A 19,572-nucleotide genomic window follows, 5' to 3' on the forward strand; every position below is an offset into this window, starting at 1 on the left:
CTCTCCTTGAATGTTGATGTGCCTGCCCGCTTTTTGCGAACTGCGAAAGACAGGCCGGGTGAAAAACTGAAAAGCCCGCAGGCATTCGCGTGCGGGCTTTATTGTTGCTCGTCTTACTTGTTGACCACGCCAGGCTTGGTCACCAGTGTAGCAATCGCACCGACCACCAGCATCACGGCCAGCATGTACATGCCGATCGCGTTGCTCTTGGTCAGGTCCTTGAAGTAACCGATCAGGTAAGGGCTGACGAAGCCCGCCAGGTTGCCCACCGAATTGATGGCAGCGATACCGACCGCTGCGGCGGCGCCCGACAGGAACGAAGTCGGCAGCGACCAGAACAGCGGTGCGCAGGTCAGCACACCGGCGGCAGCCAGCGACAGCGAAGCGATCGAGATCACGGTGTTATCGGCGAACAGCGCCGCACCGATGAAACCGACGCAACCCATCATGGCCGGCACCACCAGGTGCCAACGGCGCTCACGCTTGCGGTCGGCGCTGCGGCCGATCAGGTTCATGGCGACGATGGCGCAACCGAACGGAATGGCCGACAGCAGGCCGATCTGCAGGTTGCCGGTCACGCCGGTAGCCTTGACCAGGGTCGGCATCCACAGCGTCAGGCCGTACTGGCCCATGACAAAGGAGAAGTAAATCAGGCACATCAGCCACACGCGCGCATCCTTGACGATGTCGCCGAAGCTGTGACCGCTTTCCTTGCCCTTCTGGTCGCCGTCGATGTCGGCTTGCAGGACCTTCTTCTCATCGTCGGTCAGCCACTTGGCGCTCTTGACGTCGTTATCCAGGTAGAACAGCGTGACCAGGCCGATCAGCACGGCCGGGATCGCTTCGATCACGAACATCCACTGCCAGCCCTGCATGCCGCTGCTGCCATGGAAGGCATCCATGATCCAGCCCGACAGCGGGTTGCCCAGGATGCCGGCGACCGGGATGCCGGACATGAACACCGCGATCACCTTGGCGCGGCGGTGCGACGGGAACCAGTAGGTCAGGTACAGGATGATGCCGGGATAGAAGCCCGCCTCAGCCAGGCCCAGCAGGAAGCGCAGGACGTAGAACTGGGTCGGGGTCTGCACGAACATGAAGACGGCCGACAGGATGCCCCAGGTGACCATGATGCGGGCGATCCAGATGCGCGCGCCGACCTTGTGCATCAGGACATTGCTGGGCACTTCAAACAGGAAGTAGCCGATGAAGAACAGGCCGGCGCCCAGGCCGAACACGGTTTCCGAGAAACCCAGGTCGACCGACATCTGCAGCTTGGCGAAGCCGACGTTGACGCGATCGAGATAAGCGATCACATAGCACAGCATCAGGAACGGCATGATGCGCCAAAAGACTTTCTTGTACAGCCCGTCCTTGGACTGATCGTTGGCGCTGCTTGCGACGCCAGTGGTTGTTGCGGTGGTCATGCTACGACATCTCCCTAAGAAGTATTCGGCCATTCGTGGCGGCCGCTGGTTGCTTGGTGCCTGCATTCGCATGCAGGCAATTTATGGATTCAATATGAACGGGCGGTTATCGGCTGGCTTGCATCGCGGGCGCTATGAAGTGCTGCTCCACTTATTGCACCCGGATGCGTATAGGCGGGCAAACGACAGACTGCTTTCTCAACATTGATCGTCCGGTCTTGTGCCGGCTCTTGCATCTCCAACCGTTGGCTATCGGCATGGAGACGGATGGCGGCGCAGATAGCGCCGCCATGCTTGTTGCTAACGTTTTGATGCGCTTGTTTTGACCCGCCGATTACCAGCGCGCCTTGAATACGTCCCTCAGCTCTTGCAGGGCCGGCTCTTCCAACCCCGTGGCACCGCCGGACAAGTGCCACAGCTTGGCAGTCTCTTCCAGCTCTTCCAGCGCGAAGGCGGCCTTGGACACCGAGCTTTCCCACACCACCGGACCAAGCCGCTCCAGCAGCACGCCGCGCACCTTGGTGGCGATCCTGGCGACCTGTTCGGCCACTTCCGGCGCACCGGGACGGGCATATTTGATCAGCGGGATATGGCCGACCTTCATCACGTAGTAAGGCGTGATCGGCGGCAGCACATCCTCTTCCTTCCACACGCCCTTGATGGTCAGGCTGACCAGGTGGGTGGAATGGGTGTGCACCACCGCATGCATCTCGGGGTTGTTGTCATACACCGCACGGTGCAGCACCAGGGTCTTGGACGGCTTGTCGCCGGCCACCCAGTTGCCGCCGGCGTCGACCTTGGAGATCGCTGCCGGGTCGAGGAAACCGAGGCAGGCGTCGGTCGGCGTGATCAGCCAGCCGTCGTCCAGCCGTGCGCTGATGTTGCCGGCCGAGCCGACGGTGTAGCCGCGCTGGTAGAGCGATGCGCCGATGCGGCAGATCTCTTCGCGCAGTTTGGCTTCAACGCTCATGCCGTCTTCCCCGCCAATACACGCAGCGCCTTCTCGAAGAAATCGACAGTGCCGAAATTGCCCGACTTCAGCGCCAGGGCAACCGGCTGCTCATCCAGCGTAGCCGTGGCCGGCACGCCCGGATCGATCTGCGGGCCGATGCGCAGCGCGCGCACGTCCAGCGCCTGTACCACCGCGCCGGAGGTCTCGCCGCCGGCCACCACGAACTGGCGCACGCCGCGCTGCTTCAAACCCGAAGCAATCGAGGCCAGCGCCTGCTCGACGATATGGCCGGCCTTGGCCACGCCCAGTTCCTTCTGCACCGCCTTGACTTCGTCCGGGGTGGCGGTGGCGTAGATCAGCACCGGCTCGTTCTTGATGCGTTCGTCGGCGAAAGCCAGCGCCAGGCCGACCACGTCTTCGCCGCGCGCCAGCGCCAGCGGGTCAATGCGGAACGACGGGCGCTTGGCCTTCCATTCGGCGACCTGGGCGTTGGTGGCCTTGGAAGCGCTGCCGGCCAGCACCACGGACAGGCCGTCGACCTTGGGCAACTGCGCCGCTTCGCCAACCGCGTGCAAGAGACCGGCGCGGCGGAAATTCTCGGGCAGGCCCAGGGCCACGCCGGAGCCGCCAGTGATCAGCTTCAGTTCGGCGCAGGCTTCGCCCAGCGTGAACAAGTCCTTATCGGAGACCGCGTCGGCAATCGCCATCTTCACGCCATCGGCGCGCAGCGCGGCAAAGCGGTCCTGCACGGCAGCCGCGCCGCGCGCAACAGCGTCGTAGCGCACCAGGCCGACCTTGGATCCGGTCTGGCGCTGCAGTACGCGCACCAGGTTGGCATCGGTCATCGGTGTGAGCGGATGGTTCTCCATGCCGGATTCGTTCAGCAGCACATCGGCCACGAACAGGTAGCCGCGGTAGATGGTGCGGCCATTTTCCGGGAAGGCCGGGCAGGCGATGGTGAAGTCCACGCCCAATTCCTTCATCAATGCATCGGTCACCTGGCCGATGTTGCCGGCGTCGGTGGAATCGAAAGTGGAGCAGTACTTGAAGAAGAACTGCGTGCAGCCCTGCTGCTGCAGCCAGCGCAGCGCGGCCAGCGATTGCTCGATGGCGTCGGCGGCGGGGATGGTGCGCGACTTGAGTGCGATCACCAGCGCGTCGGCGGCGACGGCGGGCATCTCGGCCGGCACGCCGATGGTTTGCACGGTGCGCATGCCGCCGCGCACCAGCATGTTGGCCAGGTCGGTGGCGCCGGTGAAGTCGTCGGCGATGCAGCCGAGGAGAGGTTTAGCTTGGGACATGATGGTCTCCGGAATCTGTTCGATGCTGATAAGCGTTACTTGGCCTTGGCCGGGGGCAGGTCGATGCCCGGGAAGATCTTGATCACGGCCGAATCATCCTCGCCGCCGTGGCCCGCAGTGGACGCCATCATGAACATCTGGTGGGCAGCCGCCGACAGCGGCAACGGGAACTTGCTGCGGCGGGCGGTATCGAGCACCAGCCCCAGGTCCTTGACGAAGATATCGACGGCCGACAGCGGCGTGTAGTCGCCGTTCAGGATGTGCGGCACGCGGTTCTCGAACATCCAGGAATTGCCGGCGCTGTGGGTGATGACGTCGTACAGCGCGTCCGGGTTCACGCCTTCGCGCAGGCCCAGTGCCATCGCTTCAGCCGAGGCGGCGATGTGCACGCCGGCCAGCAACTGGTTGATGATCTTGACCTTGGAGCCGATGCCGTGCACGTTGCCCAGGCGGTAGACCTTGCCGGCCATGCCTTGCAGCACGTCTTCAATCCTGGCGTACACCTCGTCGGGGCCGGAGGTCATCATGGTCATTTCGCCGGAAGCCGCGCGCGCGGCGCCGCCGGAGACCGGCGCGTCCAGCAGCAGCAGGCCCTTCTCGCCCAGGCGCTTGCCCAGTTCGACGGCGAAGTCCGGCGCCACGGTAGCGCTGGAGATCACCACGCTGCCCGGCTTCAAGGTGGATACCACGCCGTTCTCGCCGAACAGCACGGCGTCGGTCTGGGCGGCGTTGACCACCAGCGTGATCACCACATCGACCGACTTGGCCAGCTCGGCCGGATTAGCGCAGGCCACGCCGCCGGCAGCGGCGAACTTGTCCAGCACTTCGCGGCGCACATCACAGGCATGCACATTGAAACCGGCACGCAACAGGGAACTGGCGACGCCGAAGCCCATCGCACCCAAACCGATCACACCTACATTCTTCGACATTGTTGTCTCCACTGAGAAGCAAAAGGCGCCGCTGCAATTATCGTGATGCAGACCGCTACGCCGGTTGATGATGTGACGCCGGCTCGGGGCCGGCGTCGCCTGTTCCAAAATCCTTGCGCGCCAGGACTAGCTCTGGCCCTGGCTCAGCCGGCGCGCCGCATTGAACATATGCGCCTGCGCCGCGTTGCGCGCCGCCATCTCGTCACCGGCGCGGATCGCCTCGACGATGGCTTCGTGCTCCTCGCGCACCTGGCGCGAGAAATCCTCGTAGCGGGCTTCGTTGCCGCGCGTGACCGCCGTGGCCGCCTCCAGGTATTGCGAGAGGAACTCCAGTGTCTTGATGAAGTAAGGATTGCGCGTGGCCTGCGCCAGCGCGCGGTGGAAAGCCACATCGGCTTCCACGCCGTCGCCGCCGGCAGCCACATCCGAACCGATGCGCGCCAGCGCCGCGTCGATGGCGGCGATGTCTTCATCGGTGCGGCGCTTGGCCGCCTGGGCCGCCACTTCCGCCTCGATGGCGCGGCGCAGCTCAACGATCTGCAGCACCGCATCGGGCGAACTTACTTCAGCATAGTCAATGCGCAGCGGCTTGATGCCCGCCTGCTCCGTCACGAAAACGCCGCTGCCCTGGCGCGGCTCCACCACGCCCTCATGCTTCAGGCGCGAAATCGCCTCGCGCACCACCGTGCGGCTGACACCGAACTCCTGCGCCAGCACCACTTCGGTCGGCAGCTTGCTGCCACGGGGAAAAGCGCCGGCATCGATGTTTTCCAGCAGTTGCCGGGCAACTGTGTCGCTCAGCGCCTGTGCGGGGATTTTCTGAAACATGCTGTCTCGCGTCGTTATCGTAAGGTTATCCGGTCATCATACAAATTTATCGATAACTCGGCAACGCGATTTTTTCTTTTTGCCGGGAGAAACGGCCTCGAATTGGACTAAATAAAAACAATTGAGCGACGTTAATCAGTTATATCGGCAGGTTCGCTCCAGACATTAAAATTTCGTATAACTGGAGGTTTAGCCGACTTCCATTCTCCCGGGCCGCACCACCAGGCCTGATAAACCAGCCCACAAGGCCAACGCAAGATCCGGCACCGCTCTACAATCACGGTTCGCCAGCCAGTTACGGAAATGCCTTCATGCCCTACGACCTTTCAGACAAACTCGTCATCGGAATCTCCTCGCGCGCCCTGTTCGACCTCGAGGCAGAAAACGCCATCTACGACGAGCAAGGGGTAGATGTCTACGCCGACTACCAGCGCACACACGAGAATGACGCACTGGAACCAGGCACGGCCTTCCCGCTGGTCAAGGCGCTGCTCAGGCTCAACGACCTGATTCCCGAACGCCGCCTGGTGGAAGTGGTGGTCATTTCGCGCAATACGCCCGACACCGGCTTGCGCGCCTTCAACGCCATCGCTGCCCACAAGCTCGACATCAGCCGTGCGGCCTTCACCGGCGGCGGTCCGACCGCGCCTTACCTCAAGGCCTTCAAGATCGACCTGTTCCTCTCGCGCGACACCGGCGACGTGCAGGAAGCCATCGACGCCGGCGTCGCCGCCGCCCAGCTCTACACCGCACCGGTTGAATACAGCGCGCCGGAAAACCAGATCCGCATCGCCTTCGACGGCGACGCCGTACTGTTCTCGCCGGAGTCCGAGCGCATCTTCGCCGAGAAGGGCCTGGAGGCCTTCGCCAAACACGAACAGCGCCACCGCAAGAAAGCCATGAAGGAAGGCCCGTTCGCCAAGCTGCTGCTGGCGCTGTCGGCCATCCAGAAACAGTTCCCGCCCAAGGAATGCCCGGTGCGCATCGCCATCGTCACCGCGCGCAACAGCCCGGCGCACCAGCGCGTGATCCATACGCTGCGCACCTGGAACGTCAACGTCGACGAAGCGTTCTTCCTCGGCGGCCTGAAGAAAACCGACGTGCTGCAAGCCTTCGGCGCCCATATGTTCTTCGACGACCAGGAAGGCCATGTCGAAACTGCCGCGGTAGTGGTGCCCTCTGGCCGTGTGCCCTACAAGGGCGGACAACTGGCGGGCCGTGCGCGCAAGTCCGGTGTCGCCGTCAAGGCCGCAAGCCGAGCCGCCAAGCGCTGAACAGGAAACCACCCACATGTATCCGGTCTCCATCAAAGGCGTGCTGCAGGCGCCGGACGGCAAAATCGTCCTGCTGGAAAACGAACGCAACGAATGGGAACTGCCGGGCGGCCGGATCGAATCCGGCGAAACGCCGCAGCAATGCCTTGCGCGGGAAATCGGGGAAGAACTGAACTTGCGCGTGGAAGTGGGCGCCATCATCGATGCCTGGATGTTCGAGGTGGTCCCCGGCAAGCGGGTATTTATCGCCACCTACGGCTGCACGCTCATCGGCGACTTTGCCCCGGACATCATCAGCCATGAACACAAACGAATGGGATTGTTTGCGGCGAATGCGCTTCCGGAAAACCTGCCGGCGGGTTATCGGGCCTCGATAGAACGGAGCCTGTAGTATTGAGCGCCGCGCGCCCGGATATCCCTCAAGGCGCGATCCACTGCGATACAACATCCGTCCCGGACAAGTCCATCGCCACCCGCCGATGCGCCCCAGGCGAAATGTCCAGGTATTCGATACGCGACAAATCCACGTTGACCACCGCGAAATTGGCATACCCCAAGGCAGGATCCGCATCGTCCGGCACATGCGCCAGCTCCGGCGCCGCCATCGGCGTGCCGGGTGCGTACGGGGTCTGGTAGAGGATCAGCGTATGCGGCCGGCCGGCACTCCAGGCGGCGCGTGAAACTGTGTCATCCGCATGGATCGTCGCCCTGCCCTCCAACCGGATCTGGCGGTAGTTGGGCAAGTCGCAGGCCACCATCGACACGCGCGGCTCGCGGCGCAGTTCAGCCACCTTGGCCGAACGCAGGTCGGTATGGAATACCACCCGGCGCGATGCGCGGTCGGCGCCGCGCAACACCACTGTCCTGGCCTGCGGCGCACCGTCCAGGCCGGCCGTGGCAAGCTGCCACATCGTGAACGGCGACAGCCCCGGACCCGCGCCTTCGGCCAGGCATTGCCAGGCAAGTTGTTCGATGTCGTCCAGGGTGGCGTGCTGCATGGTTATCCTCTCAACCGGTATGCGCGGCGCCGATGACTTTCCCGGCGCGGCCGGCGAGCATACCAAAGATTCCCATCAGCACCGACAGCAGCGCGCAGATACCCAGCACCAGGTTCCAGTTGCCAGCGGCGTCGTGGATGCGGCCGACCAGACTGGGGCCGGTAGCGGCCATCAGGTAGCCGACGCTTTGCGCCATGGCCGACAGCGCCGCCGCCTGCTGCGGCGTGGCAACGCGCAGGCCGACAAAGGACAGGCCGAGGATGAACACCGCACCGGTACCGAAGCCGAACAGCGGTACCCATGCCATGGCCAGCCCGGGCGCCGCGATCAATCCCAGCACCGAAAGCACCGTGCAGGCCGCCATGCCGGCGGCAAGCAGGCGCTGGTCTTTCAGGCGACGCACCAGCGGCACCAGCAGCAAGCCCGGCAGCGCCGATGCCAGTTGCAACAGGCCGTGCAAATTGCCGGCCGCCACCGCACTGTAGCCGGAGGCGGAAAGGATGGAGGGCAGCCATGCCGTCACCACGTAATAGACGAAGGAATTGAAACCGAGGAACAGCGTCACCTGCCAGGCCAGCGCCGAACGCCACATGGCGCCGCCCCTGGCGCGCGAGGCCGATGCCGGCGCGGTGTGCCGGCGCAATTGCGGCAGCCACGCCAGCATCGCCGCCAGCGGCAGCACGATGAAAGCGGTCAGCGCCCATGACCATCCCAGCGCCTGCGCCAGCGGCACCGCACACACCGAACCCAGCGCCGAAGCACCGCCCATGGTGATGGCGTAGATCGCGGTCAGGCGCGTCATGTCATCGGGGAAATCGCGCTTCAACAGGCTGGGCAGCAGTACATTGCCGGCCGCGATGCCGCAGCCGATCACGCAGGTGCCAACCAGCAACGCAGTGAGCGAACCGGCCGAACGCAGCACGATACCGGCAGCGATCAGCGCCAGCGCGAGAAACAGCGTGCGCTCCAATCCAAGATCGCGCGCCGCCCACGCCGACAGCGGCGACACCAGCGCAAAGCACAGCAACGGCAGCGTCACCAGCAGGCCGGCAGCGCCGGCGCCCAGGCCGAAGGCCTGCTGCAACAGGCCCAACAGCGGCCCCACGCCGGTCACCGGCGCACGCAGGTTGGCGGCGATCAGCAGGATGCCGACAATGAGCAGGCCCGCGCCCTGGATGGCGGTACGGCCTGATGATGGCGAAGTGGAAGACGGGGCGGAAGAGTTCTGCATGGATGTGAGCTGGATCAATGGATATGCCAGCTTACGCAATCCGGTCCTTCATGTATTTGGCTACAATGCCAAGATATTGCTAAAAACTGCCAATCGCGGATAGCCCTGACCATGTCCACCTTGCGCGCCTGCCTCATCGATTTCGACCCCGACTGCCTGGAACCTGCGGTGGTGGCGCTGCGCGTGCACACCAGCGAAAACGAATGCGAAGTGCCGTTCCATACGCACAGCAAAGGGCAACTGGTGGTCGCGCTGCACGGTGCGGTGACCTGCGAAACGTCGCAGGGCATGTGGATCGTGCCGCCGCAGTCGGGGGTGTGGATACCCGGCGGCATCGCACACAGCAACCGCGTCACCGCCGACGGCCAGGTGTGTTTCCTGTTCGTCGCGCCGGAGGCGGCGTCGATGCCGCAATCCTGCTGCACGCTCGAACTCAACGCCCTGGTGGTGCAGATGATCCGGCACCTGGCCGACCTGCCGCAGGACTACACCGCAAGCAGCCGCACCGCCCGCCTGGCCGCGCTGCTGACCGAAGAGCTGGAACAGGTGAAGACGCAGAACCTGCCCCTGCACTTGCCCATCCCTTCGCATTCGCGGCTGCGCGGCGTGGCGCGCGCGCTGGCCGAACAACCGTCCGACCGCAGCACCGTGGCCGACTGGGCCGCGCACTGTGCCATGAGCGAACGCAGCTTCGCGCGCTTCGTGCTGGCCGAGACCGGCATGACCTTCGGCCGCTGGCGCCAGCAGATCCACATCATGGTGGCGCTGCAGCAGCTGGCCTCCGGATCGTCGGTGCAGCGCGTGTCGCAAGAACTGGGCTACGAGTCGGTCAGCGCCTTCATCACCATGTTCAGGAAAGCCCTTGGCAAACCACCGGCGCGCTATATCGCCGAGCGCCAGGCTGCCTGAATCCCCTCCTACCTATTCCCCACGACCATGGAAACCGAACTGAAACTGCTGCTCGCCCCCGGACACGTCAAGGCGCTGATCAGGCATCCGCTGCTGGCACGCCATGCATCGGCCGCGCCACGCACCAAGGACCAGACCGGCGTGTACTTCGATACTCCCGGCAACGACTTGCGCCGCAATGATGCCGGCCTGCGCGTACGGCGCACCGGCGACGAATACATCCAGACCCTGAAAGCCGGCGGCGGCGTGCAGGGCGGCCTGCACCAGCGCAACGAATGGGAGTCGCAGGTAGCGGGCGAACAGCCTGACCTCGCGGCCCTGCGCGAGATGGTGCCGGCCAACGCCAAATGGGCAAGGAAGGTCTTGACGCCCGGCGTGGCCGAACGGATCCGCCCCATCTTCGCCACCCGGATCAAACGCATGCTGTGGGACCTGGCCCTGCCCGATGGCGTCGAAGTGGAGTTCGTGCTCGACCGTGGCACGGTCGAACATGGCGACCTGAAGACCGACGTGTGCGAGATCGAACTCGAACTCAAGGCCGGCAACCCGCTGGCGCTGTTCGATTTCGCGCTGGCGCTGATGCAAGACATTCCGCTGCGCATCGGCATCCAGAGCAAGGCCCAGCGCGGCTACACGCTGTACCACCGGGCCGCTGGCAGCGCGCCCGCCAGCAGCGCCGCCAGGGCGGCCGCGCTGGCGCTGTCGAAGAAGATGAGCGTGGAACAAGCCTTCATCGCCATCGTCGGCAACTGCGTGGAACAGATCCAGGCCAACGACATCGCCGATGGCGATGCCCAGGATGTGGAACGCCTGCACCAGATGCGGGTAGGCCTGCGCCGCCTGCGTTCGGCCTTCACGCTGTTTCGCGAAGTGATCGCGCTGCCGGATGGACTGGCGGACGAATTCGAATGGTTGTCCACGCACATTGGCGCCGCACGCGATTGGGATGTGCTGGCCGGCGCCACCCTGGCATCGGTGCCGTCCGGACAGGCCGATGCAACCAGCCTGGATGTGGTTCGGGACGCGGCGTACAGGCAGGCGCGGACCATGCACAAGGCCGCGGTACAGGTTGTGGCATCGCCCCGCTACACGGCACTGGCACTGCATTTGAGCCGCTGGATGCTGGCCGCGCAATGGCGCGAAACGATGACCGTGGAACAACTGGCGGCGCTGGCACAGCCGCTCTCCCGCTTCGCGCGGGAGATGCTGCGCCATGATGAGAAGCGCATGAAAAAGCGCGGCAGCAAGATGGAAGACGATCCCCGCTCGCGCCACCGTGCCCGCATCGCTGCCAAGAAGATGCGCTACGACACCGAATTCTTCCAGGCACTGTACCGCGAAAAGAACAGCAAGCCCTACCTCAAGGCGCTATCGCGCCTGCAAGACCAACTCGGCCTGCTCAACGACATCACGGTCGCCAACAACCTGCTGGACGAACTGCAGGCCAAGCACCCGGCGCTGGCTTCCGGCATCGGCTATGCGCGCGGCTTCCTGGCCGCGCAAGTGGGCGACGGCGAAGAAAAGATTCGCCGGTTATGGAAGAAATGGAAAGCGCAGCAGCTGCCGCAATAACCAACCGTGAATGGCAAGGGCAGCTGTCAGAACAAGCTGCTGTCAACCGCATCGAGTTCCAGTTTCAACAGGCGCGCAGTCTTCATCAGCGCCGGCGCCAGCTCATCGCGGATCATCAGCCGATCGGGCAAGGGCCCCACTGCGCTGCAGTTCAGCCCCATCATCATGGGCGGATCGCCCAGCGCCAGCGGCACGCTGATGGCGAAGGTGTCGCGCTGGTATTCGCCGGCCGCCAGGCAATAGCCGTGGGTGTCGAGATCACCGAAGGCACGCTCCATCTTCGCCACCACCTGCGGACCGTGTTCGCCGCTTTTCTTCCAGATCGAAAACAGCAAACGCTGGCGCTGCTCCGGCGGCTGCGACCACACATAGGCGCGGCCGATGGAACTGAGCGCCATCGGCACCGTCCGCCCCACGCCCAAGCGCAGGGTGGCGATCTTGCTGCTGTTGCAGTACTGGATGTAGACCATGTCGAGCTGGTCGGCCACGGCCAATCCGACCGACATGTCATAGCGGTCGGCGAAATCCTGCATGATGGGTCGCGCGATCTCGGGCACCGGGCTGTTGGCGAGATATTTATGGCCCAGCCGCAGGCCGCGCACGCCAATCTGCACGCGCACGCCGTCCGGAGCGCGGTCGAGGTAGCCCAGCGCCACCAGGGTCGCAGTCAGGCGCGACACCGACGCTTTCGAATAGCCGGTACGGCGTACCAGTTCGGCATGTGTGAGCGGCTTGGCGCTGCCATGGAATACCTTAAGCAGCTTGAGTGCGCGCTCCAGCGTATGGGTGCCGGCCGATGCTTCCGTTCCGGCCGCGGCATCGTCATGCACCACATCGGGCAAGGCGGCGTCTTCGGCGCGCCCATTGTGCCGCTTCGATAGATCAAGCCTGCGCACGCTGCGCCTCCATTTCCTGCAACTTCCGCCGCATCGCCAGCAATTGCGGGCCGGCCTTCTGTTCCACCCGCGCCTTGGTCAGCGTGCGCGACTGCCCGGCGCACAGAAGCACCATCGGCAAGCGGTCGGCCAGTTTCAGCGGCGTGGCCACCACGGTGATGTCCGGCCCCCAGTCGCCGGTAGAGACGCAATACGATTTTTCGCCGATCTGGGTTTCGGCATCGGTCAGCTTCTGGCGCACCGCCATCCACTCGTCGCGCTTGTGGTAGGGCCGCATGTGGTCCAGCAGGTAGCCGCGCTCGTTCTCGTGCAGGCAAGCCAGCAATGCCCACCCGACCGGCGACGACGCCATCGGCATATGTTCGCCCACGCCCAGGCCGACGGTGGCGGTATTGGATGCGCTATGGCAGTTTTCAAAGAAGATCATGTCCAGGCCGTCGCGGCCGGCCAGCGCGACGAACACGCCGTTGTCGTCGGCCAGTTTCTGCATCAGCGGGCGCGCCTGCAGCACCACGTCGGTATCGACCATGGCGGCGAAACCGAGCGTGAGCACCGATACCGCCAGCCGGTATTTGCGGCGCTGCTCGCTGTAGGTCAGGTAGCCCAGCGCGGTGAGGGTCTGTGCCAGGCGCGAGACGGTGGCCTTGGGCAAACCGGTGCGCAGCGCAATGTCCTGGTTGGCCAGCCAGTCGGCCTCGCCGAGAAAGGCATCGAGCACGGCAAAGCCGCGTTCGATCGGCTTGATGGTGCCTTGTGCCGACGCATCGGCCCGCACCGGGGTATTGCCGTCGCGGTATTCAGGGGGATTGGGCGCACGCAGCACGATGCGCACATCCTTGACGCGCCGCGCCGGCTTGCGCACGGCCGTCTTCATGCGCGCCCTTCATGCCGCAAGCCATGCGGTGCAAACAAGATGGCGAAATTCATTGAGTCTCCTTGCCGCGCATCTGCGTGTGGATGCGCGTCCGTTTTTTCCGCGCGCTGCCGCACGCGAACCTGCAAGCGTATTTTTCGCGCTCTGCCGACACCATGCGGCAGCCGCCGCGGCAGGGTCAACCAATGAATATTTTATGTTCCGTACTTTGAAATATTCAATACCGTTTTGAATGGCGAACACGCCTTGCTGCGCCGCGCCAGTCGTCGTACCAGCAACGGAAAAAGCCGCAACAGGCCCGCATAGCGCCTGCCTTTATTCAATTCACGCCGTCTCCACCGGTTTATCCCGCAGTGCACGATGCAGCGATGCAATACCCGAACCTGTCACATCATGTTTTGGAAGGGCTAACGATATTTCGTTGTACGGAACACCGTCAAAACCCTGCTTGACACCCTTTCCCCGCTTCCAGACTATACGCACATCGCAGCACCGGAAGCGTCCATGACGACGCCGCACTACCCGCCGGCAGAACACCAAGAAACATCGCAAGAGAGACACGTTTTTTCCGCCCGACAGCAGCGCGGAAGAAGCGAAGGCGGCAATCCATGCAGGCGCGCCGCCGCCACCAGCCAACCGAAACGAGAATGCGAGAACGCCCGCAGGGCGCAGCCTTGCCCATCGTTTCCGAACAGGGAAAGACAGCCATGAGCAATACACGCATGTTGGAAGGCAAGGTAGTCATCGTCACCGGCTCGGGCGGCGGCATCGGGCGCGAGATCGCGCTGGCGATGGCGCGTCAGGGCGCCGCCGTGGTGGTCAACGACATCGGCGCTTCGCTCACCGGCGAGGGCGCCAGTACCGGCCCCGCGCAACAGGTCGCCGATGAGATCAAGGCCGCCGGCGGCCGCGCCGCGCCCAACACCGACAGCGTGGCCGATGCCGCCAGCGCCGAACGCATCGTCGAACAGGCAGTGCAAACCTTCGGCCGCATCGATTGCGTCGTCAACAACGCCGGCATCCTGCGCGATGCACTGTTCCACAAGATGAGCGGCGACGAATGGGATGCCGTACTCAAGGTGCACCTATACGGCGCCTACAACGTCAGCCGCGCCGCCGCCGTGCATTTCCGCGAACAGCAATCGGGCAGCCTGGTGCACATGACCTCCACCTCCGGCCTGATCGGCAACCTGGGCCAGGCCAACTATTCGGCCGCCAAGCTGGGCCTGACCGCGCTGTCCAAATCGATTGCGCTGGACATGCAGAAATTCAACGTGCGTTCCAACTGCATCGCCCCCTTCGCCTGGAGCCGCATGATCAGCTCGATCCCGGTCAAGAACGAAGAGCAGCAGGCGCGCGTGGAAAAGATCAAGCAGATGACGCCGGACAAAATCGCGCCGCTGGCGGCCTACCTCGCCAGCGATGCCGCGGCCGATGTCAACGGCCAGGTCTTCACGGTGCGCAACAACGAGATCTTCCTGATGAGCCAGCCGCGCCCGCTGCGCTCGATCCACCGCGCCGAAGGCTGGACGCCGCAGACGGTAGCCGAGCATGCGATCCCGGCGTTGAAGGCCTGCTTCATCCCGCTGGACCGTTCGGCCGACGTGTTCCAGTGGGACCCGGTATAAGCCGCCGTCATTCTCGATCACAAGGACGACGCCCATGGCCATCGACTATCACAAGCTGAAGAACTGGAACTTCCCGGTGCTGCAGCACAGCTACGGCGAAGACGACAGCATGCTGTACGCGCTGGGCATCGGCGTCGGCGCCGCAGCGGCGTCGCATGATGGCGAAGGCGCGCTGCGCTTCGTCTATGAGAAAAACCTGCAGGCCATGCCCAGCATGGCCGTGATACTGGCGCACCCCGGCCTGTGGATGGGCGCGCCGGAAGCCGGCGTCGACCTGCTGAAGGTAGTGCACGGGGAGCAGCGCCTGCGCCTGCATCGCCCGCTGCCGTCGGCGGGTACGGGCACCGGCGTATCGCGCGTGAAGTCGGTGATCGACAAGGGCCGCGACAAGGGCGCCCTGCTGATCGTCGAGCGCGAACTGCGCGACCGGTCTGGCGAGTTGCTGGCCACCGTCGAGCAGACCAGCTTTTGCCGCGGCGATGGCGGCTTTGCCGAACAGGGCCAGCCGAGCGACGAATCGCCGCCCGCCATGCCGGCCGTGCCCCAGCGCGAGCCCGACCTGGTGTGCGAATTGCCGACGCGCCCCGAAAGCGCGCTGGTCTATCGCCTGTCGGCCGACCGCAATCCGCTGCATGCCGATCCGCAGACCGCGCGCCGCGCCGGCTTTTCTTCACCCATCCTGCATGGGCTGGCCACTTACGGCGTGGCTTGCCATGCGCTGGTGCGCAGCTGCTGCGGTTACGACGCCAGCCGCTTGCGCGCGCTCGCCACACGTTTTTCAGCGCCGGTCTATCCCGGCGAAACCATCAGGACCGAGATCTGGCGCGACGGCGCGCAACTGCAGTTCCAGTCGCGCGCGGTCGAACGCAACCAGGTCGTGCTAGCCAACGGCACGGCTGAAATCGCCGCCTGATCCCCCTACATCGCAAGAACAACGGAGAACGACATGACCGGCAAGACAGCAGACATCAGATCCGACATCGCCTACAGCACCCCCGACCGCATCGTGGTGCGCGGCAAGGATCTTCCCAACGAAATTCTCGGCAAGATGAACCTGGGCGATTTCGCCTATCTGCAACTGACCGGCAAGACCGCCACGCCGGAGCAGTCGCGCATGTTCAACGCGCTGCTGATCACGCTGGTCGAGCACGGCATCACCCCCAGCGCCATCGCCGCCCGCATGACTTACGCCGGCGCGCCCGAATCGCTGCAGGCGGCGGTGGCCGCGGGCCTGTGCGGGCTGGGCACGGTGTTCGTCGGCACCACCGAAGGTTCGGCAAAGATGCTGTATGAAGCCTTTGACGGTGCGGGCGACCATCCCGACCTGCAGGCGCTGGCCGCAAAGACCGTGGCCGACTTCCGCGCCCGCAAGCAGGCCATCCCCGGCCTGGGCCATCCGGTACACAAGCCGATCGATCCGCGCACGCCGCGCCTGTTCCAGCTTGCCGAAGAAAATGGCATGGCCGGCAAGTACATCAAGCTGGTGCAGTTGATCCAGGTTGAAGCCGAACGCGCCACCGGCAAGGTCTTGCCGATCAACGCCACCGGCGCGCTGGGTGCGATCTGCTGCGAGTTCGGCTTCCCCTGGAAGATCGTGCGCGGCTTCGGCGTGATGGCGCGCGCGATTGGCCTGGTGGGCCACATCCTGGAGGAATCGCAGTCGCCGATGTCCTACCAGTTGTGGCATGAAATCGAAGACCGCGCCAGCGCTCACTTGCGCGGCTGAGAACGGAGCCAGGAATATGGAGCAGCCTCCCGTACTGTGCGAGTTCGCCGATGGCGTGGCGACGATCACGCTGAACCGGCCGGACCGGCTCAACAGCGTCAACGATGCGATCCACGATGCCATCGCTGCTTTTCTCGACCGCATCGAGCATGACCCGGCGCTGCGCGTGCTGGTCATCACCGGCGCCGGCCGCGCCTTTTGCGCCGGCCAGGACCAGGGCGACCGCAAGCCGCTGCCGCCAGGCCAGAAGCGCGACATGGGCGCGGCGCTGGAACGTTATTACAAGCCGCTGATGCTGCGTCTGCGCGCGCTGCCGGCGCCGGTAGTGTGCGCCATGAACGGATTGGCGGTGGGCGTGGGCGCGACATTGGTGCTGGCCTGCGACATCGTGATCGCCAAACAGTCGGCCTACTTCCTGCAGGGTTTCACCAAATTGGGTTTAATGCCCGATGGCGGCGGCTCGCAGTTCCTGCCGCAGCGCATCGGCACGGCGCGCGCGATGGCGCTGTGCCTGCTCAACGACAAGCTGGATGCGCAGCAAGCCGCCGACTGGGGCCTGATCTGGCGCTGCGTGCCGGATGAGGAATTCGACGCCGCCAGCCGTGCACTGGTGGCGCAACTGGCGCAATCGGCCACGCGCGCGCTGGCCCTGACCAAGCAAGCCATTTACGCGGCCCAGACCAACACCCTGGCGCAGCAACTGGATCTGGAAACGGCATCGCAGCGCCTGCTCGGCGATACCGACGATTACCAGGAAGGCGCGGCCGCATTCCGCGAAAAGCGCAGTGCCGTATTCAAAGGACGGTAAACCGCAGGCAGCAGCAAAGACAGCAGCAAGTACAACGGCAATTGGCCGGCGCGGCACGCAATCGCCTGGCCGGGCATGAAGAAAAAGACGGCTGCCGCGGGAACGGCGCCGACCACAAAAGGAGATGAAGATGATCAAGTTCAGCAAGGCAATCCAAGCGGGCGTCCTGGCCTGCGCACTGGCGGCCTCGGCCGCATCCCATGCCGCCGATGTGACCATCGGCGCACTGTTCCCGATGAGCGGCCCGAACGCCTCTTACGGCGACATCTTCGGCTCCGGCGCCAACCTCGCGGCCGAGCACATCAATGCAGACAATCTCCTGGGCGGCAAGCTGGCTATCCAGTACGAAGACAGCCAGGCGCTGCCGCAGCAGGGCGTGATCGGCATGAACAAACTGGTCAACGTGCAGAAGGTGCCGTACGTGCTGTCGGCGTTCACCGGCGTATCCAAGGCGATCTCCACCATCGCCAGCCGCACCAAGACGGTGGCAGTCAACGGCGGCGGCGTCGGCCCCGACCTGGCGGAACTGGGTCCCTATTTCTGGAACATCATCCCGCTGGCCAACTATGAAGTGCGCGCCATCATTCCGTATCTGGTCAACGAGCGCAAGATGAAGAACTTCGTGCTGGTCTATATCGACGACCCGCTCGGACAAGCCATCCGCAAGGAAATGGAAAGCGCGCTGCCCGCCGCCGGCGGCAAGCTGGTCGAAGCGCTGTCCGTCCCCGCCACAGCGCAGCAATTCGGCGGCATCGCCGCGCGCGTGCGTGCGGCCAATCCGGACGTGATCTACATCGCCTCCTACGGGTCGCAGCAGTCGCAGATCGTCAAGCAATTCCGCGATAACGGCATCAAGCAGCAGTTCGCCAGCTACACGGCCTTCTCGATCCCCGAGATCAATGCCCAGCCTGAGGCTGCCGGTTCGCTCTATACCTCGCAGAACATCGACTGGAATTCGCAGGATCCGGTGACCAAGCGCTTCGTCGACGACTACAAGAAGAAGTACAACAAGATGCCGACCGCCTACATCGCCAACTACTACAACGCGGTGCGCATGTTCGGCCTGCTGGCGCAGCAACTGGTCAAGAAGGGCCAGCCGGTCACCGGCGAGAACCTGTTGAAGCAGCGTATCGAAACCAAGACCTTCGACCTGGTCGGCGGCAAGGTGACCTTCGCCGAGAACGGCACCGTGACCATGCCGATGCAAATCAACGAGATCGACGGCAAGGGCGGCAAGGTGGTCAGCGCCGCGGCCAAGTGACCAGGACCATTCCGCTTCGGATGCAATGATGCCGCCGGCCCCGCACATGCGGGGCGGCGGTGCAAGGACAAAGACATGCTGCTGCTACAGCTATTGATCAATGGGGTGCAGGTAGGCGCGCTGTATGCGCTGATCGCGGTCGGCTTTTCGCTGATCTTCGGTTCCACCCGCATCTTCCACTTCGCGCACGGCTCGACCTTCACCATCGCCGCCTATGTGTTCTACGACCTGCTGGCGATCATGCAGCTGCACTGGACGGTCGCGGTACTGGGCGCTTGCGCGGCGGCGGTCCTGTTCGGCCTGGCGCTGAACCGCTTCGTCTACGTGCCGATCCAGAAGCACGAAGGCTCCTTCTTCACCGTCTTCGTCGCCTCCTTCGGTGTGGGCATCGTGGTGCAAAACCTGTGCGGCATGCTGTTCGGGCGCAGCTTCGTGTCGGTCAATACGCCGCTCTCGCGCAGCATCGAAATGCTGCCCGGCCTGTTCGTCTCGCCGCTGGCCGGCATCGCGATCGTCATCGCGCTGGTGTTTTTCTTCGCGCTGCAACTGTTCCTGATGCGCACCCATACCGGCATGGCCATGCGCGCGCTGTCCGAAAACCCCGAGCTGGTGCGCGCCTACGGCCTGTCGCCGCGGCGCCTGTCGATGACGGTGTTTGCGCTGGGCTCGTTCCTGGTGGTGCCGGCGGCGCTGCTGTCGGCGGCCGGCTCCGGGCTGAACCCGGCCATCGGCCACCACGTCATGCTCATCAGCCTGGCCGCCACCATCGTCGGCGGCGTCGGCAGCCTGCGCGGCGCGGCCTGTGCCGGCCTGCTGCTGGGGCTGGCCGAAAACCTGGCGCTGGCCTGGTTCGAGCCGCAGTGGAGCGAAGCCATCACCTTCATCGTGCTGTTCCTGTTCATCCTGTTCCGCCCTTCCGGTTTCTTCGGCCGGGCCACTGCAAGCTGAGGTTGCC

At 64.4% G+C, this 19,572-nt stretch carries 19 protein-coding genes; 10 read left to right on the forward strand and 9 right to left on the reverse strand.

Annotated elements, in window-relative coordinates; all coding sequences use genetic code 11:
- Positions 1-113 precede the first annotated feature (113 nt).
- The 5 genes from AKL28_RS03940 to AKL28_RS03960 form a co-directional block, all read right to left on the reverse strand.
- Positions 114-1,427, reverse strand: coding sequence for an MFS transporter (locus AKL28_RS03940; RefSeq protein WP_050466744.1), 1,314 nt, complete (start codon positions 1,425-1,427; stop codon positions 114-116).
- Between the two features lie 334 nt (positions 1,428-1,761).
- Positions 1,762-2,397 carry a 3-oxo-tetronate 4-phosphate decarboxylase gene (otnC, locus tag AKL28_RS03945; RefSeq protein WP_050466745.1) on the reverse strand — a complete coding sequence of 212 codons (636 nt, stop codon included), beginning with the start codon at positions 2,395-2,397 and terminating at the stop codon, positions 1,762-1,764.
- A complete protein-coding gene (gene otnK, locus AKL28_RS03950; RefSeq protein ID WP_050466746.1) occupies positions 2,394-3,680 on the reverse strand; it encodes a 3-oxo-tetronate kinase in 1,287 nt (428 codons plus the stop codon). The genes otnC and otnK overlap by 4 nt, the downstream gene beginning before the upstream one ends.
- Before the next feature lie 35 nt (positions 3,681-3,715).
- Entirely contained in the window at positions 3,716-4,624 is a 909-nt protein-coding gene (gene ltnD / locus AKL28_RS03955; RefSeq protein ID WP_269432168.1) for an L-threonate dehydrogenase, read from the reverse strand.
- Positions 4,625-4,738: 114 nt separating this feature from the next.
- A complete protein-coding gene (locus AKL28_RS03960) occupies positions 4,739-5,440 on the reverse strand; it encodes a FadR/GntR family transcriptional regulator (RefSeq protein WP_050466748.1) in 702 nt (233 codons plus the stop codon).
- A 311-nt stretch (positions 5,441-5,751) separates the two neighbouring features.
- Between AKL28_RS03960 and AKL28_RS03965 the strand changes: the two genes are divergently transcribed.
- Entirely contained in the window at positions 5,752-6,714 is a 963-nt protein-coding gene (locus AKL28_RS03965; RefSeq protein ID WP_050466749.1) for a 5'-nucleotidase, read from the forward strand.
- Positions 6,715-6,730: 16 nt separating this feature from the next.
- A complete protein-coding gene (locus AKL28_RS03970; protein ID WP_050466750.1) occupies positions 6,731-7,105 on the forward strand; it encodes an NUDIX hydrolase in 375 nt (124 codons plus the stop codon).
- A 28-nt stretch (positions 7,106-7,133) separates the two neighbouring features.
- Here AKL28_RS03970 and AKL28_RS03975 read toward each other — a convergent pair whose 3' ends face one another.
- Together AKL28_RS03975 and AKL28_RS03980 are read right to left on the reverse strand one after the other, a co-directional pair.
- Positions 7,134-7,712, reverse strand: coding sequence for a pyridoxamine 5'-phosphate oxidase family protein (locus tag AKL28_RS03975; RefSeq protein ID WP_050466751.1), 579 nt, complete (start codon positions 7,710-7,712; stop codon positions 7,134-7,136).
- Positions 7,713-7,722: 10 nt separating this feature from the next.
- Positions 7,723-8,943 carry an MFS transporter gene (locus AKL28_RS03980; protein ID WP_082221351.1) on the reverse strand — a complete coding sequence of 407 codons (1,221 nt, stop codon included), beginning with the start codon at positions 8,941-8,943 and terminating at the stop codon, positions 7,723-7,725.
- Positions 8,944-9,054: 111 nt separating this feature from the next.
- Here AKL28_RS03980 and AKL28_RS03985 point away from each other — a divergent pair, with 111 nt between their 5' ends.
- Together AKL28_RS03985 and AKL28_RS03990 are read left to right on the forward strand one after the other, a co-directional pair.
- Entirely contained in the window at positions 9,055-9,852 is a 798-nt protein-coding gene (locus AKL28_RS03985; protein WP_050466752.1) for an AraC family transcriptional regulator, read from the forward strand.
- A 27-nt stretch (positions 9,853-9,879) separates the two neighbouring features.
- Entirely contained in the window at positions 9,880-11,424 is a 1,545-nt protein-coding gene (locus tag AKL28_RS03990) for a CYTH and CHAD domain-containing protein (RefSeq protein ID WP_050466753.1), read from the forward strand.
- A gap of 26 nt (positions 11,425-11,450) precedes the next feature.
- Here the strand turns inward: AKL28_RS03990 and AKL28_RS03995 are convergent, their stop codons facing one another.
- Together AKL28_RS03995 and AKL28_RS04000 are read right to left on the reverse strand one after the other, a co-directional pair.
- A complete protein-coding gene (locus AKL28_RS03995) occupies positions 11,451-12,320 on the reverse strand; it encodes an IclR family transcriptional regulator (protein ID WP_050466754.1) in 870 nt (289 codons plus the stop codon).
- Positions 12,307-13,194 carry an IclR family transcriptional regulator gene (locus AKL28_RS04000; RefSeq protein WP_050466755.1) on the reverse strand — a complete coding sequence of 296 codons (888 nt, stop codon included), beginning with the start codon at positions 13,192-13,194 and terminating at the stop codon, positions 12,307-12,309. Before AKL28_RS04000 ends, AKL28_RS03995 begins: the two co-directional genes overlap by 14 nt.
- A 722-nt stretch (positions 13,195-13,916) precedes the next feature.
- On the opposite strand from AKL28_RS04000, the gene AKL28_RS04005 reads away from it, so the two are divergent.
- The 6 genes from AKL28_RS04005 (at position 13,917) to AKL28_RS04030 (ending at position 19,565) form a co-directional block, all read left to right on the forward strand.
- On the forward strand, positions 13,917-14,822 hold the full coding sequence (locus AKL28_RS04005; protein ID WP_050466805.1) for an SDR family oxidoreductase: 906 nt from the start codon (positions 13,917-13,919) through the stop codon (positions 14,820-14,822).
- A gap of 34 nt (positions 14,823-14,856) precedes the next feature.
- Entirely contained in the window at positions 14,857-15,735 is an 879-nt protein-coding gene (locus AKL28_RS04010) for a MaoC/PaaZ C-terminal domain-containing protein (RefSeq protein ID WP_050466756.1), read from the forward strand.
- A gap of 33 nt (positions 15,736-15,768) precedes the next feature.
- Positions 15,769-16,548, forward strand: a complete 780-nt coding sequence (locus AKL28_RS04015) for a citryl-CoA lyase (protein WP_050466757.1) — start codon at positions 15,769-15,771, stop codon at positions 16,546-16,548.
- Between the two features lie 16 nt (positions 16,549-16,564).
- Positions 16,565-17,356, forward strand: coding sequence for an enoyl-CoA hydratase-related protein (locus AKL28_RS04020; protein WP_050466758.1), 792 nt, complete (start codon positions 16,565-16,567; stop codon positions 17,354-17,356).
- Between the two features lie 130 nt (positions 17,357-17,486).
- Positions 17,487-18,617 carry an ABC transporter substrate-binding protein gene (locus tag AKL28_RS04025; protein WP_050466759.1) on the forward strand — a complete coding sequence of 377 codons (1,131 nt, stop codon included), beginning with the start codon at positions 17,487-17,489 and terminating at the stop codon, positions 18,615-18,617.
- 75 nt (positions 18,618-18,692) lie between these two features.
- Positions 18,693-19,565: a branched-chain amino acid ABC transporter permease gene (locus AKL28_RS04030; RefSeq protein ID WP_050466760.1), complete on the forward strand. Its 873-nt coding sequence runs from the start codon at positions 18,693-18,695 to the stop codon at positions 19,563-19,565.
- Positions 19,566-19,572 lie beyond the last annotated feature (7 nt).

This window comes from Herbaspirillum chlorophenolicum, from assembly GCF_001189955.1.
In the GTDB taxonomy this organism is placed as follows: domain Bacteria; phylum Pseudomonadota; class Gammaproteobacteria; order Burkholderiales; family Burkholderiaceae_D; genus Herbaspirillum; species Herbaspirillum chlorophenolicum.

Bases quoted from the DNA above. Each gene is read 5' to 3' on its own strand.
- AKL28_RS03940 (WP_050466744.1), bottom strand. From the start codon at position 1,427: ATGACCACCGCAACAACCACTGGCGTCGCAAGCAGCGCCAACGATCAG.
- otnC (WP_050466745.1), bottom strand. From the start codon at position 2,397: ATGAGCGTTGAAGCCAAACTGCGCGAAGAGATCTGCCGCATCGGCGCA.
- otnK (WP_050466746.1), bottom strand. From the start codon at position 3,680: ATGTCCCAAGCTAAACCTCTCCTCGGCTGCATCGCCGACGACTTCACC.
- AKL28_RS03960 (WP_050466748.1), bottom strand. From the start codon at position 5,440: ATGTTTCAGAAAATCCCCGCACAGGCGCTGAGCGACACAGTTGCCCGG.
- AKL28_RS03965 (WP_050466749.1), top strand. From the start codon at position 5,752: ATGCCCTACGACCTTTCAGACAAACTCGTCATCGGAATCTCCTCGCGC.
- AKL28_RS03970 (WP_050466750.1), top strand. From the start codon at position 6,731: ATGTATCCGGTCTCCATCAAAGGCGTGCTGCAGGCGCCGGACGGCAAA.
- AKL28_RS03975 (WP_050466751.1), bottom strand. From the start codon at position 7,712: ATGCAGCACGCCACCCTGGACGACATCGAACAACTTGCCTGGCAATGC.
- AKL28_RS03980 (WP_082221351.1), bottom strand. From the start codon at position 8,943: ATGCAGAACTCTTCCGCCCCGTCTTCCACTTCGCCATCATCAGGCCGT.
- AKL28_RS03985 (WP_050466752.1), top strand. From the start codon at position 9,055: ATGTCCACCTTGCGCGCCTGCCTCATCGATTTCGACCCCGACTGCCTG.
- AKL28_RS03990 (WP_050466753.1), top strand. From the start codon at position 9,880: ATGGAAACCGAACTGAAACTGCTGCTCGCCCCCGGACACGTCAAGGCG.
- AKL28_RS04000 (WP_050466755.1), bottom strand. From the start codon at position 13,194: ATGAAGACGGCCGTGCGCAAGCCGGCGCGGCGCGTCAAGGATGTGCGC.
- AKL28_RS04005 (WP_050466805.1), top strand. From the start codon at position 13,917: ATGTTGGAAGGCAAGGTAGTCATCGTCACCGGCTCGGGCGGCGGCATC.
- AKL28_RS04010 (WP_050466756.1), top strand. From the start codon at position 14,857: ATGGCCATCGACTATCACAAGCTGAAGAACTGGAACTTCCCGGTGCTG.
- AKL28_RS04015 (WP_050466757.1), top strand. From the start codon at position 15,769: ATGACCGGCAAGACAGCAGACATCAGATCCGACATCGCCTACAGCACC.
- AKL28_RS04020 (WP_050466758.1), top strand. From the start codon at position 16,565: ATGGAGCAGCCTCCCGTACTGTGCGAGTTCGCCGATGGCGTGGCGACG.
- AKL28_RS04025 (WP_050466759.1), top strand. From the start codon at position 17,487: ATGATCAAGTTCAGCAAGGCAATCCAAGCGGGCGTCCTGGCCTGCGCA.
- AKL28_RS04030 (WP_050466760.1), top strand. From the start codon at position 18,693: ATGCTGCTGCTACAGCTATTGATCAATGGGGTGCAGGTAGGCGCGCTG.